The organism is Psychromonas sp. KJ10-5 (genome assembly GCF_055808325.1).
In genome coordinates, this window is the sequence record NZ_CM147864.1 from 3,404,901 (window position 1) to 3,417,158 (window position 12,258).

The following is a 12,258-nucleotide window of genomic DNA, read 5'->3' on the forward strand; positions in this document are numbered from 1 at the left end:
TGAGCAAGCAATAAACGGAGTTGAATATGCTATTCAGGCAAAGGGGTTAAGCAAGCATTTTGGCAGTAAAGTGGTGGTTAATAAACTTGATTTAAATATCCCCAAAGGTTGTATTTATGGTTTTTTAGGCCCTAATGGGTGTGGTAAATCAACCAGCATTCGCTTACTCACTGGTTTATTAACGGCTACAGAGGGTAATGTCACTATTTTAGGTGAGCCACTACTAGGCCACGAAGAGTCACTTAAAAATCGTATTGGTTACATGACCCAAAAGTTTTCTTTATATGACAACTTAACGGTACAAGAAAACATTAACTTTATTGCCGCTATTTATGGCTTTTCAGGAAAGCGTAAACAAAATAGAGTGACAGAACTACTCGCGCTCTATGACTTAGAACAGCAAGCGAAACAATTCGCTGGTTCTATGAGTGGTGGGCAAAAGCAACGCTTAGCGTTGGCGTGTGCAATATTGCACTCTCCTGAATTGTTATTTCTTGACGAGCCCACTTCAGCCGTTGACCCAGAAAATAGACGTGAATTTTGGGAACGATTGTTTGATTTAAGTGATGCTGGAACCACTATTTTAGTATCCACACACTACATGGATGAAGCTGAGCGTTGCCATGCATTGGCTATTTTAGAACAAGGGAATAAGCGTGCAGATGGTTCTCCTCAAGCATTAATGGATGCTATTCCAGCCCATGTAGTTGAAATAAGTGACGATCATTTAAGACAATTAAAGCAGATACTTACAGCAAACTCAAATGTGTTATCAGCGGCACAAGTGGGAAATCAACTCAGAGTGTTAGTAAAACACAGTGTACTAGAGCCTTTAGATTTCATCGCAAAAATAAGTGATAATCGAGAAGCCTTAATCGTGCGTCCAAGTCTTGAAGATGTGTTCGTTGCTAATACCGGGGGTCGACATGTGGAATAGAATTTACGCTATTTTTATTAAAGAGTTAAAGCAGCTTTCCCGGGATCGTATGAGCTTTGGGATGATTATCATGATCCCTTTAGTGCAGCTCATGTTATTTGGTTATGCCATCAATACTGACGCAAGGCATATCCCTGTTGGGTTGGTGGATTTCAGCCAAACTTCTCAAAGTAGATCCATTGAACAAGCTATCTCAGCGACACAATCCGTTAATTTTGTATCGCAGTATTACTCTATTAAAGATGCAGAATTAGCTATTATCAAAGGTAAGATAAAAGCGTTCTTGTATTTACCTAGTGATATGACTAGACGCTTATTTGATCATCCTCTTTATAATAGTCAGCAAACTTACTCGGTAATGACTAAACCTGTTGGACAGTGGGTAGTTGATGGCTCTGATACTGTCATCGCATCTACTATTAGGGCGCTGCGAAACATGCCTTTGGATGAAATAGCGGGGCGTTCTTTTTCGCAAAAAACGCCTAGCTTTGCAGTCGTACAGTATTTCAATCCAGAGCAAAGAACAGTCGTTAATATTGTTCCCGGTTTAGTCGCAGTAATTTTAACGATGACCATGATTTTATTTACTTCATCTGCATTGGTACGTGAACGAGAACAGGGCAATATGGAGTTTTTAATTACAACACCAGTGCGTTCTATTGAGCTAATGGTTGGAAAAATATTGCCTTATGTCTTGGTTGGTTTAGCACAAGTTGCGATTATTCTTGGTGTCGGCTATTGGATTTTCTCGGTCAATATTCATGGTGGTATGGGGTCTTTACTCGCTGGTTCTATTCTTTTTATTGCAGCCAGTTTAACTTTAGGGCTAGTGATCTCAACCATTGCCCAAACACAACTTCAAGCGATGCAAATGACCATCTTTATTTTACTTCCCTCGATATTACTCTCAGGGTTTATGTTTCCTTATCAGGCGATGCCATCTGCTGCACAATGGATTGCTGAAGCATTACCAGCAACACATTTTATGCGCATGATTAGAGCCATTGTATTAAGAGATGCCAACATCTTTTTGTTAAGCAAAGATGCAATCTGGTTAGGTTTGTTTATTCTAGGCGGGCTCATTATTGCTTCTTTACGTTTTAATAAAAAATTAGGGTAAAGACCATTAGACAGTTCATTGATGGCAGTTTTTTTTCTATCGAAGCTGCTTAATTATGACAGGGTGAAATAGATATTTAATCGTTAATATTTTTAAAACGAACCTTCATTTAAAAAACAAATTCAGCTCTGAATTAATCTCAACAACCTAACCATTCAGAAAATCAGAATTATCAATCCTGATAATCTTGATTTTAAAAATTAATAAGTGAATTTATACTAACTGAATCAATTGATAATTATTGTATCTAAAAAATTAAAAATTAAGGAGTAAACAATGAGTGTAACGAATAAAATAATAGGTTTAATGTTGTTAATGATGACTATACACTCAGTTAGTGCTAATTCAATCACACGAAAAGATAAATTTTTTCAACCAATCAACATTGGAGAAAAATTTACATTTGTTAAATCTCAGACAGTTGAGATAGCGGCAGGTATTTCTGCTCCTATTCATGCTCATCCAGTACCGACTTTTGGCGTGATAAATAAAGGAATGATTGTCTTTCAAGAGCAAGGAAAATCGCAAGTGATCTTAAAAGAAGGGGATACTTTTTTTGAACCTCAGAACGTCAATATTATGAAATTTAATAACGAAAGTAATCAACCCGCTGTTTTCACTGTATTTTATATTGTGGAAACTGATAAAGCACCTACCATTAAAATGGACATGGTAATATCAGAATAATAAACAAAGATATTAACTATTCATTTTCAAATGATAATTTGACAGCCATTGCCCCTAATATAAAAAGTAAATTAATAGATAAATAAAATTTTATTTATTTAGGAGTGATAATACGGTTGCCCTGTATTTAAAGCTTCTCATAAAGCGGAAGTATGTCTTGTTAAAACAATGTATATTAATGCGTTTTTTTGCGTTAGTGTTTATAAGAAATCTCTCAAAGGGTGCCCAAATTGGCGCTCTTTTTAGTGAGTTATAGCAACCTATCTTTCAAGGTAATGTTGAAGTTGTTGTTTTAATTCATCGTATAGCTGTTGTTGTACTTCTTTAAGCTGATATTGGTTTCGATCAAGGCACATTCTAAGGCTCCCTAATTTAGGCAAGCTGTTTACTTTGCTAATGCTATTAGGTTGGTCAAAAGAGGACCGCACTGTTACACCTAATCCTGCCTCAACCGCACGCCATAAGTTGCTTAAGCTTCTACCCACAAAATTAATTTTCCATGGAATACCATGATGATCTAATGCCTCTATGGCTTGTTGTCTAATACCACAGGCACCGTCTAACATAACTAATGGCAAAGGTTTATTTGACAGTATTACCTCTCGTAAATGGGGATCTACTGGTCCATACCAATGCAATGGTAATTCTGCTAAGGATTCACTGTAGGGGGCGCTTTTTTCGCCTTCCCATCCTAATGAAAAGTCTAATTCACCAGTTTGTATTCCTTCGTTTAGTTCTTTGTGGCGCCCAACGAATGATTGTAACTGTAATTGAGGGTGAGATCGTGAAAAGGCGGCTAGTAGTTTTAATAACAACACTTCACTGAAATCTTCTTGTAAGCCAAAGGCGACTTTTCCCTCTAGCGTATTTCCTTTTAGCCTTTGCAGTGCTTCATCATTTAATTGCAGCATACGTCGAGCGTAAGCCAATATGATTTCACCTGACTCTGTTGGCTGGAGGTGCCGGCCAACTTTAGTGACTAAAGCACTATTACATTGTTGTTCCAGCTTTTTGAGTTGCGCGCTGGCAGCAGAAGGCGAACGATTAAGTCGCTCAGAGGCAAGTGCAAAACTACCTAACTCAACCCCTAATACAAAACACCTAAGCGCATCTAAATCTAAATTACGCATAATTAATGATCCATTAATTTAAAACTATTCATTCTAATAGTTTTAAATTTTTATATGGAAACGTCAACTTATAATATTGTTATAAGTGGAGTTATCTAAAGGAAAAGTATGACCTCTAAAGAACAAGAGTTATTGGCGAAGTTGATTCTCATTACCCCTCAGTTTCATGGCCTGACTGTTAAAGCAATGAGGAAGGACACTGAAAAAGAGCATATTCATATTTTTCTGAGTATTCTTCAGCAATATTTAGTTTTAAATGTTGTTTATTTGAAATGAAAAAGCTCTATTTTAATCGATAAACTATAGAGGGTAGGAAAGAAACTTCAATACAGATCCATGGGTATTTTATATCAGGAGAGAGTGTAAATTAAAATATAATTTACACCGAGAACAATTACAATTTTCACTTAGAATATTTATCATGATCTAATAATTCTTCTCTATGTTCATTCATCCAAGAAGCAAGGGAATCAAGTGTTGGCTTTAAGGTTTTCCCCAATTCTGTAATTTGATATTCAACACGCAGTGGCATTTCCGAGAATATTTTTCTAGTAACTATACCTAGTGCTTCAAATGAGCGTAATTGCTTAGTTAATTCTTTTTGTGTAATAGTGCCCATTGCCCTTTGTAATACTCCGAAACGTACTGCATCGTTAGTAATAATTAATCTATACAACACTGGAATAGCCCACTTCCCAGATATAATATTTACAAAATCAACCATCGGACATTGAGAAGGTAGTATTTTTTTTTTCATTTTATTAGTATCCATTTGGTACCTACTATTTTTATTATACTAACAGCGTCATAATGCTTTTTCCATCTTAAATTAATATGTTAAGGAATAATTATGACAAAAAGGCTCTTAGATAAATATACGCTTATTACTGGTGGCACAGCAGGAATTGGCTTGGAAACAGCCAAGCAATTTGAAAGTGAAGGAGCAAAGGTCATTGTAACTGGGCGCAATGAAGAAGGGTTAGATAAAGCTAGAGTTATATTAGGTAGTGAGGCTATTTTTATAAAAAATGATAGTTCTAATGTAAGTCAACAAAGGGACTTGGCAAATAAACTTATTGAAAAGTTACCAAAGCTTGACGTGATTTATATAAATGCAGGTGATGTCACACACAAAAAAATAGAGGACTGGGACGAAATGTCTTTTGACCAAGTCATGGATACTAATTTTAAAGGTCCATTTTTTTTGATTCAATATTTACTGCCGCTATTGTCAGATTCAGCTTCAATTATTCTGTGTGGTAGTGTTTCAGCTCAAATTGGACTAGCTCAAAGTAGTATTTATGCAGCTAGTAAAGCGGGTCTCATCTCTTTATCTAGAACATTATCTGGAGAACTCAAAAATCGTGGTATCCGTGTAAATAGCATTAGCCCAGGACCAACGTACACAGAGGCATTTGATAAATTTGGTCTACCTGTGGAAGAGAAGGATGCATTAATAGATGAAGTAAAGGCATTAGTTCCTTTAAATAGAATGGGCACACCATTAGAAATTGCTAAAGCTATCGTTTTTATGGCTTCTGATGAGTCATCATTCATGTTAGGTTCGGAATTGTTAATCGATGGTGGCGTGGGAAATTTATAATTATAAACAGGTGAACTGTCTTTAAAATTAATAATTTTCATTAAGTTAATTGTTGTGAGTGAATACAATGGGTATGTATTTAACCTGAGATGTGGATAAGCAATATTGAATTTATACTTCCATTGTTCCTAAATCGGGCGTTGATAACTTACATATGTAGCTTTTTCAAACAATAAGCCACGGCCCTGGATTAACTTCCATCAATAAACTATTTCTTAGTATAAGTACTAGAGGCTAATGATTTGAGTAACCTCATTAAAATGCCTTTTCTTGGTAAAGGAGGAAGCGACGATAAATCGCATTTCATAAGCCCAAGTATTTGGGCAAATCACGTTACGGAGAAATTACAAGTAAGTAATACAGAATACCTTCTTCTTCACAGCACGAAGTTTAAAAAAAGACTAATAGTGCTCGAAGAACACTCTATCTAAAATGCTTTTGAAGTAATTCAGACACTATAACAACTCTTGCCATGTACTGTTGACGTTTGTGGACAATGATATGTAGCTCACTCGCGGAGTATTTATTCAGATCGATATTTAAAGGTTTAAGGTTTTTTAGTGGTAGGTTGTTAGCTAATTCATCGGGGAGAATTAATGCTCCTAAACCTGCACTGCATGCAGCAATTTGAACATTGTAATCATTAGAACTAAATACAGGTTTAAAATTTGGGATTTCTTGCTTGAGGAGTTGATTAGAGATTAAGTGATTTTGGTCATCTGACCAACAAATCCAATTTAAATCATGAATGGAAACATTATCACTCAGGCTTTTAGCAAGGTCTTTGGCTACATATACTTTCATCCGACTATAAAAAGAAGCAAGACAGATTAAATCTTGATCTTTAGGTAACGCAGTACGGACCGATATCTCAGCCTCTCCAAGAGCTAAATTTAATGTATTAATATTGCTAAGGACTTCCAATTGAATACCTGGATAATCTGTGTGCAGTTTATGTGCTACTTGAGGGAGTACTGCAAAGCAAACACTTGGTGGTGCGGTGATGCGTACACGTCCTTCAATTTTCTCAGGTATTTGCGTCTGTGTGAGGATTTCAGTCGACCAAATAGCCATTTGTTTTGCAGACGGTAATAACTTGGCTCCCAATGAAGTTAGTTCACAACCATAACTATTACGGAAAAATAAGGTTTCTCCAAGTTGCTCTTCAAAATCTGCTATACGCCTACTTAAAGTAGGCTGCCCTAATTTCAAACTGCGTGCAGCAGAACTAAAGCTGCCTGCCTCCGCTACAGCTAAAAAAAATCTAAGGTCTTGCCAATTTAATTCCGCTCTATTCATATTTGGATACACCAATCGATTTTTAGCTGATTTACATAATTTGGTAAACAGATAATTATAACAGTCTGTTTTTTATCGAAGTCAGATAAATTATATCAACAACCTAGGAGTAAATTAAGATGAGTTTTACTATTAATAAAAAGTTTTATATAACCTGTGCGGTAGGCTTTGTCAGCTTATCACTAATATCTTTTATAATTTGGATTAGTCAGGCAACTCAAACACGACATCCAGTTGTCAGCTCAGTGTTAGGCAAGCAAAGCGACAAACAAGAACTTATCAATAGCCTAGTATCAGGAAGTACGGTATCACTGAAAAAAATTAAATCTGCAAACTGGGTTGTTCCTTTAAGTGGTTTAATCAATCTTGACTCACCGGAAGCAAAACAAGCCGGTTTAGAAGACCATCAAGAAGAGATTGAAATTTATGCCTTTCACATTAATCACCCTTTGTATGGTGACTTTTTGATTGATACTGGTGTCAGTAACCAATTCTTTAATGACCCACAGTCTCTAGGTTTTCCAAGTTGGTTGGAACCAAAATTAAACTTAGATAAAATGGAATTGCTAACAGCTATGGATAATTATTTAGAAGAAGAGAATCTTAAATTGAAAGGAGTGTTTTTATCACATTTACATTTTGATCATATTAGTGGTATATCAGCTATAGATAAACAAGTTCCAGTTTATGTTGGACGTGGGGAAACTAAGGAGAAATACTTTTTGTACGCTGCATTTAGAGGCGCGGTAGACACTATGCTTGAAGGTAGGCCTCCATTACAAGAATGGACTGCAGAGTATGTGGATATATTTGGTGACGGTAGCTTGTTCGCTATTCATACTCCTGGTCACACTGCTGGCTCAACAGCATACTTTGTCAATACAACAGAAGGGCCTTTATTGCTTACGGGTGATGCGACTCATACTGCTTGGGGTTGGAATCACGGCGTTGAACCTGGTGGTTTTTCAACTGATCGAGAAGGTAGTCATGACAGCTTACATAAACTCATACAATTAGTTAATGAGAACCCTGAAATTAAAGTACAACCAGGACACCAAAGCTTATAAATCTTGATAGTTCTAGACTCAATTTACGACTGTCAGAATTGAGTCTAGAACCTATTTTTATCGAAGTCGCTATAAATATCAACTATCGAAGCCTTGGAAACGATTAAGCTAAAAACGATATAGACATGCGCAGCATTTAACATTAGTTCCAATCCAGCTGGGTTAGGTTGTTAGTAGATATATCGAAAAATGATGGTATTACATTGAGTACGATATCGTACTCCTAAATTAACGAACACTTGGCCATACCTAACTTGCTTCAGTGTCAATTCAATATGAGTAAACCTAATGAAATTTGGTGCGGTGATATCAGTTATATTGGATAGGAAACCATTGGGCATGCCTAGTTATCGTAATAGATTTATATGCTCGTAAACAAGTTGCTGGGGTAGATATTCTCTTTATCGCTAGATAGTAAGTTAACAGCTAAGGTGTTTGAGATGGTTTCTAAGTCAATCCTTTAGGAATAACTAAATCTCGTATTTAATTACTTAATGCTGTTCTATTATGTACAGCCTCCATGACGACAATACAGGGCGATAAATTAGATAAATATTCAAACGTCTTTTTTCCGTGTTAACTGTTTTTTCTTTAATATCTTGCCCGATTCATCCATCCAAATAAAATAAAAGCTGGCTTTGTGATATCTAACCCGATGATTATAGTATTCATGTGACCCTCTCTATTTTTCTGTATAACCTGAATTATGGATAAGGATTGAACTAAATGCTCACCTAGTGATCAGAGCTTTCGACCAAAAATGATTTGAAAGCAAAAAAGGAGCGAAGATGAGTAACTTAGAAGATTTACTTTATGACGAATCGTAATTCAGTATAAGTAGTTTCAGAGGCGTTACGTTAACGCCTTATTTTTCAGACACGCTTCGGGGCACAAAGTGGCTTAGAATTTGTGTGTGTTTACAAAATATAACGTCAGCTGTTCCGACACAGCAGACGTTAACCTTGAATATAATTTAGATAGAATAGAGTACGACTTCTAAGCTATATTGCCCCAAATCTGTTAGACGTTTCTTAAATTGTTGCCTACCTTAATTAGCATCAACACTTACCATATTTGACTCTTCAGAACTAATTTTTCTTCTAGATAATTAAGGAATACCTTGAGTTTTTCTGGAATGAAAGAGCGCTGAGGATAAACTGCGTATATCCCGTGCTCAGGTAGTTTGTATTGTTCCAATGTGGTTACTAATGCACCGCTATTCAACTCTTGTTCGACAAGAAATAGTGGCATTTGGCAGAGACCAATGTCATCGAGCATCAACAACTTGAGTACATCACTGTTATTTACCTGAATATTACCATCTGGCTTGATCCGCTCAGAACCATTGGGGCCATCAAACACCCATTCAAGACCCGACCTATAATAGGAATAGTACAAACAATTGTGCTGTTTTAGATCATTTAATTCTTGAGGCTTACCATGTTTTTTAAAATAACTAGGGGATCCGCAGAGTACACTACGACAACGAGATAGCTTACGTGCCACAAGATTTGAATCAGATAATTCACCGATTCTTAATACCATATCTAATCCATCTTGAACTAGATCTACGACTTTATCATCCATTGATAAACTAAGCTTTATATTAGGAAAACGAATTAAAAACTCACTTAACAAAGGTGCAATATGAAGTTGTCCAAACACCATGGGAACACTCACTTTGAGATGCCCAGAGGGAGTTCCTTGAAGACTGCTAATAGCATCCTCACCTTCATTGACTAAATTTTTAGCTCTATGGATATAGCTGTAATATTGTTCACCCGCCTCTGTCAAACTTAATTTACGAGTTGTTCGCTGAATCAGTTTTACACTCAGATGTGCCTCTAACGAACTAATTTGCTTACTCACGGCTGATTTGGTTACCCCAAGTTTGCGGCTTGCTTGAGAAAAACTGCCCAGTTCGACTACGGCAGTGAACACCGGAATAGTTGAAAATGTATCCATTTTTACTGTTTACCTGTGGGAAACAAAGAGTTCACAATATAGTGGATTATCAAGCTAATAGAAACTCTATATATTACATAACAACATTAAATCATTTGGAAATAGCATGAAGACACAACCAATCAATCTCTCTATGGCACTTGCAGGCGGGGTAATGCTTGCCAGTATGATTGCAGTTAATAGTAAACTAGCCACTTTTAGCTCACCTTTGCTTGCGTCCTGGGTTGCACACGGAGTTGGTACAATAGTTTCCCTTGTGGTGTTAATGCTAGCCAGTGCTTTCGTTAAAGGAAAAATATCTTCGCATTCCAAGTCAAAAACTCCCATTTGGGCTTATTTGGGAGGCATACCAGGCGCTTTTACCGTAATTTTGGCTGCTATCACGGTCAATAGCCCACTAGGTTTGTCCGGTTCAATCGTATTAATTATGGCAGGTCAAGTCTTGTTTGGATTTATATGCGATACCTTAGGCTTGTTTGGTTTAGATAAACGTTCAATGAACCTTAATGATGCTATTGCATTAATACTAATGGCGGTAGGTTGTTTAGTAACATTGTTCGGAAGGGGATATTAATGACAATGGTAATTATGATTGCTCTATTCAACGGATGCTGTATTAGTTTTTGTAGAATACTTAATGGAAGACTAAGTCAGGATACCAGCCCGTTCTACGCATCTCTTTGGAATCATGCTATAGGGTTTATTTTCCTAAGTATAATTGTATATTTTACATCAATAGTTCCGCTTGAAAGAATTATGGATGCTCCTGCCGCAAGCTGGACTGGCGGTATTTTAGGCGCTTTATTTGTCGCTATAAATAGTTATGTACTGTCAAGAATTGGGGCAACGCTGACCGCATTGCTCGTTATTGGAGGTCAATTACTTACAGGGGTTGTTTGGGATATTATCAATAATGGTGGGGAACTATCACAGTTGTTTGGCATTTTATGTATATTAGCTGGTGTTTTGGTCGTAAAACGTAATCAACGCAAAGACATAAAAGAGATTGAAGCACCTAAGTAAACTTACTGGTTGTGTTAATTAGTAAGCACAGGAGTATTGCTACACTCAAAAAAGTGGTAAATTGCAAGTGTAAATGGTTACCATTCTTTACGACCTTTTCAACTTAGTGCGCTATCTTGCTTCGTGGTTCCAATCGGTAGAAAAGTACTTTTTTAAAGACCGCTTTAGGCTCACAGCGGACTTTTAAATTATGATCAATGATATCCATTTCTAAGTCGCTTTGGGGGCGTTTGCGACTTAGCTTCCTAGCTCGTAAAGGGGCACTTAATGAGTTAGGAAATGTAATAAAAAACTCTAAAAAGCCTGGCGATGTTTCCAAATTCATTTCAACTTACTAATTATTTGTGACGTGTTAAAATAAATTGAAGCTAATGCTTTTACTAATGGGAGAGTTAAATTATGAATGTAGAAACAATAAGTTTTTTGAAAAAAAACGCCGCAAATCTACCTTTAGAAGAGCCATTGACGATTACAAAAAATGGTAAGCCAGTTTATGTTATTGAATCTGTTCAAGATAGAGATAAACGTGAAGAAGCAATTGCCTTACTAAACCTAGTTAGCTTCGCAAAAAGTGATATGCAAGCAGGCCGTGTAATGTCATCAAGCTCTTTTAAAGAGCGATTGGTGCAACGTAAGTCTCCTTTTATGATGAAGAATAATTCAGTATAAGTAGTTTCGGAGCGTTACGTTAACGCCTTATTTTTCAGGCTCGCTTCGGCGTACTTAGAGCCTTAGGTAATTATTTTTAGATGCAACCTTAATGGAATACTCAGACTAAGAGTATAATGTATATTATTTTGTTTCAATGGCGATCAAATGGACACTCAAAAAATTATTGATATTGCGCGTCAACTTCAAGAAGCACTCCCGTTTGACTGTGGCGGTATTACATCAAAAGAACAATACGAAGAAGCTATAGCCCTAACTGATAAATTGATAGACTCTCATGATGACAATAATTCAATCCTATATGAAGTATTGTGGCCAGCAATCTCTAGGTATGAAGATTCAGCTCTTGAATTTACTGACCTAAACAAGAGTTTAATTAAATTGGATGACGATGAATCAGAACGATATGCTAAAGTTTTAATCTCGGCAGTTCAATTCTTTGAAAATGAGAAAGAGGCTTTGATATGGTTAAAAACGCCAATAAAGGCTTTAGGAGGCAGGTTACCTATTGATATGCTATCAAATGATAAAGATACTGAGATCGTTTTGAATGTTATTGGCAGACTTGAGCATGGTATTTTCACCTAAACGGTTCAGTTTACTCTGCTGTAATACAAACGACTACCTCAACTTTTTTTGACTATAAAAAGTTATGATGACTTACTTACTCAGATTCCTATCTTACTTCAATTAGCTTTCTACGGTGCACAAACCTCCTTAGAACTTTTACTCTATTTTTTTGTTGATAAGCACTTCAT

14 protein-coding genes are annotated in these 12,258 nt (G+C 36.4%); 10 read left to right on the forward strand and 4 right to left on the reverse strand.

The genetic code is table 11. The annotated features are described in order from the left end of the window. Positions 1 to 10 precede the first annotated feature (10 nt). The 3 genes from AC0L3W_RS15035 (at position 11) to AC0L3W_RS15045 (ending at position 2,744) form a co-directional block, all read left to right on the forward strand. Complete coding sequence (locus AC0L3W_RS15035) at positions 11 to 937, forward strand: ABC transporter ATP-binding protein (RefSeq protein ID WP_409440396.1); 927 nt, start codon at positions 11 to 13, stop codon at positions 935 to 937. Further along, positions 927 to 2,057, forward strand: coding sequence for an ABC transporter permease (locus AC0L3W_RS15040; protein ID WP_409440165.1), 1,131 nt, complete (start codon positions 927 to 929; stop codon positions 2,055 to 2,057). Before AC0L3W_RS15035 ends, AC0L3W_RS15040 begins: the two co-directional genes overlap by 11 nt. Positions 2,058 to 2,333: 276 nt before the next feature. After that, positions 2,334 to 2,744, forward strand: a complete 411-nt coding sequence (locus AC0L3W_RS15045; protein ID WP_409440164.1) for a cupin domain-containing protein — start codon at positions 2,334 to 2,336, stop codon at positions 2,742 to 2,744. Between the two features lie 260 nt (positions 2,745 to 3,004). On the opposite strand, the gene AC0L3W_RS15050 is transcribed toward AC0L3W_RS15045, so the two are convergent. After that, positions 3,005 to 3,874 carry a LysR substrate-binding domain-containing protein gene (locus AC0L3W_RS15050; protein ID WP_409440163.1) on the reverse strand — a complete coding sequence of 290 codons (870 nt, stop codon included), beginning with the start codon at positions 3,872 to 3,874 and terminating at the stop codon, positions 3,005 to 3,007. Positions 3,875 to 3,982: 108 nt separating this feature from the next. Between AC0L3W_RS15050 and AC0L3W_RS15055 the strand changes: the two genes are divergently transcribed. Continuing rightward, the gene (locus AC0L3W_RS15055) at positions 3,983 to 4,150 is read left to right on the forward strand and encodes a hypothetical protein (protein WP_409440162.1); all 168 of its coding nucleotides are present in this window, start codon (positions 3,983 to 3,985) and stop codon (positions 4,148 to 4,150) included. Positions 4,151 to 4,277: 127 nt separating this feature from the next. On the opposite strand, the gene AC0L3W_RS15060 is transcribed toward AC0L3W_RS15055, so the two are convergent. After that, the gene (locus AC0L3W_RS15060) at positions 4,278 to 4,646 is read right to left on the reverse strand and encodes a winged helix-turn-helix transcriptional regulator (protein ID WP_409440161.1); all 369 of its coding nucleotides are present in this window, start codon (positions 4,644 to 4,646) and stop codon (positions 4,278 to 4,280) included. 78 nt (positions 4,647 to 4,724) lie between these two features. On the opposite strand from AC0L3W_RS15060, the gene AC0L3W_RS15065 reads away from it, so the two are divergent. Then, positions 4,725 to 5,477, forward strand: a complete 753-nt coding sequence (locus AC0L3W_RS15065; RefSeq protein ID WP_409440160.1) for an SDR family oxidoreductase — start codon at positions 4,725 to 4,727, stop codon at positions 5,475 to 5,477. Positions 5,478 to 5,900: 423 nt separating this feature from the next. Here AC0L3W_RS15065 and AC0L3W_RS15070 read toward each other — a convergent pair whose 3' ends face one another. Next, positions 5,901 to 6,776 (reverse strand): LysR family transcriptional regulator, encoded by an 876-nt coding sequence (locus tag AC0L3W_RS15070; protein WP_409440159.1) that lies wholly within the window; start codon positions 6,774 to 6,776, stop codon positions 5,901 to 5,903. Positions 6,777 to 6,895: 119 nt separating this feature from the next. On the opposite strand from AC0L3W_RS15070, the gene AC0L3W_RS15075 reads away from it, so the two are divergent. Next, entirely contained in the window at positions 6,896 to 7,843 is a 948-nt protein-coding gene (locus AC0L3W_RS15075; protein ID WP_409440158.1) for an MBL fold metallo-hydrolase, read from the forward strand. 1,065 nt (positions 7,844 to 8,908) lie between these two features. On the opposite strand, the gene AC0L3W_RS15080 is transcribed toward AC0L3W_RS15075, so the two are convergent. Next, the gene (locus AC0L3W_RS15080) at positions 8,909 to 9,808 is read right to left on the reverse strand and encodes a LysR family transcriptional regulator (protein ID WP_409440157.1); all 900 of its coding nucleotides are present in this window, start codon (positions 9,806 to 9,808) and stop codon (positions 8,909 to 8,911) included. A 106-nt stretch (positions 9,809 to 9,914) separates the two neighbouring features. Here AC0L3W_RS15080 and AC0L3W_RS15085 point away from each other — a divergent pair, with 106 nt between their 5' ends. From AC0L3W_RS15085 to AC0L3W_RS15100, 4 genes are all read left to right on the forward strand, one after another. Further along, complete coding sequence (locus AC0L3W_RS15085) at positions 9,915 to 10,382, forward strand: DMT family transporter (RefSeq protein WP_409440156.1); 468 nt, start codon at positions 9,915 to 9,917, stop codon at positions 10,380 to 10,382. Beyond that, positions 10,382 to 10,831, forward strand: coding sequence for a DMT family transporter (locus AC0L3W_RS15090; RefSeq protein WP_409440155.1), 450 nt, complete (start codon positions 10,382 to 10,384; stop codon positions 10,829 to 10,831). Before AC0L3W_RS15085 ends, AC0L3W_RS15090 begins: the two co-directional genes overlap by 1 nt. A gap of 399 nt (positions 10,832 to 11,230) precedes the next feature. Continuing rightward, entirely contained in the window at positions 11,231 to 11,500 is a 270-nt protein-coding gene (locus AC0L3W_RS15095; protein WP_409440154.1) for a type II toxin-antitoxin system prevent-host-death family antitoxin, read from the forward strand. A gap of 147 nt (positions 11,501 to 11,647) precedes the next feature. Continuing rightward, positions 11,648 to 12,088 (forward strand): antitoxin Xre/MbcA/ParS toxin-binding domain-containing protein, encoded by a 441-nt coding sequence (locus AC0L3W_RS15100; protein WP_409440153.1) that lies wholly within the window; start codon positions 11,648 to 11,650, stop codon positions 12,086 to 12,088. Positions 12,089 to 12,258 lie beyond the last annotated feature (170 nt).

Coding starts and splice junctions, on each gene's coding strand:
- AC0L3W_RS15040 (WP_409440165.1), top strand. CDS start 927: ATGTGGAATAGAATTTACGCTATTTTTATTAAAGAGTTAAAGCAGCTT.
- AC0L3W_RS15045 (WP_409440164.1), top strand. CDS start 2,334: ATGAGTGTAACGAATAAAATAATAGGTTTAATGTTGTTAATGATGACT.
- AC0L3W_RS15050 (WP_409440163.1), bottom strand. CDS start 3,874: ATGCGTAATTTAGATTTAGATGCGCTTAGGTGTTTTGTATTAGGGGTT.
- AC0L3W_RS15055 (WP_409440162.1), top strand. CDS start 3,983: ATGACCTCTAAAGAACAAGAGTTATTGGCGAAGTTGATTCTCATTACC.
- AC0L3W_RS15060 (WP_409440161.1), bottom strand. CDS start 4,646: ATGGATACTAATAAAATGAAAAAAAAAATACTACCTTCTCAATGTCCG.
- AC0L3W_RS15065 (WP_409440160.1), top strand. CDS start 4,725: ATGACAAAAAGGCTCTTAGATAAATATACGCTTATTACTGGTGGCACA.
- AC0L3W_RS15070 (WP_409440159.1), bottom strand. CDS start 6,776: ATGAATAGAGCGGAATTAAATTGGCAAGACCTTAGATTTTTTTTAGCT.
- AC0L3W_RS15075 (WP_409440158.1), top strand. CDS start 6,896: ATGAGTTTTACTATTAATAAAAAGTTTTATATAACCTGTGCGGTAGGC.
- AC0L3W_RS15080 (WP_409440157.1), bottom strand. CDS start 9,808: ATGGATACATTTTCAACTATTCCGGTGTTCACTGCCGTAGTCGAACTG.
- AC0L3W_RS15085 (WP_409440156.1), top strand. CDS start 9,915: ATGAAGACACAACCAATCAATCTCTCTATGGCACTTGCAGGCGGGGTA.
- AC0L3W_RS15090 (WP_409440155.1), top strand. CDS start 10,382: ATGACAATGGTAATTATGATTGCTCTATTCAACGGATGCTGTATTAGT.
- AC0L3W_RS15095 (WP_409440154.1), top strand. CDS start 11,231: ATGAATGTAGAAACAATAAGTTTTTTGAAAAAAAACGCCGCAAATCTA.
- AC0L3W_RS15100 (WP_409440153.1), top strand. CDS start 11,648: ATGGACACTCAAAAAATTATTGATATTGCGCGTCAACTTCAAGAAGCA.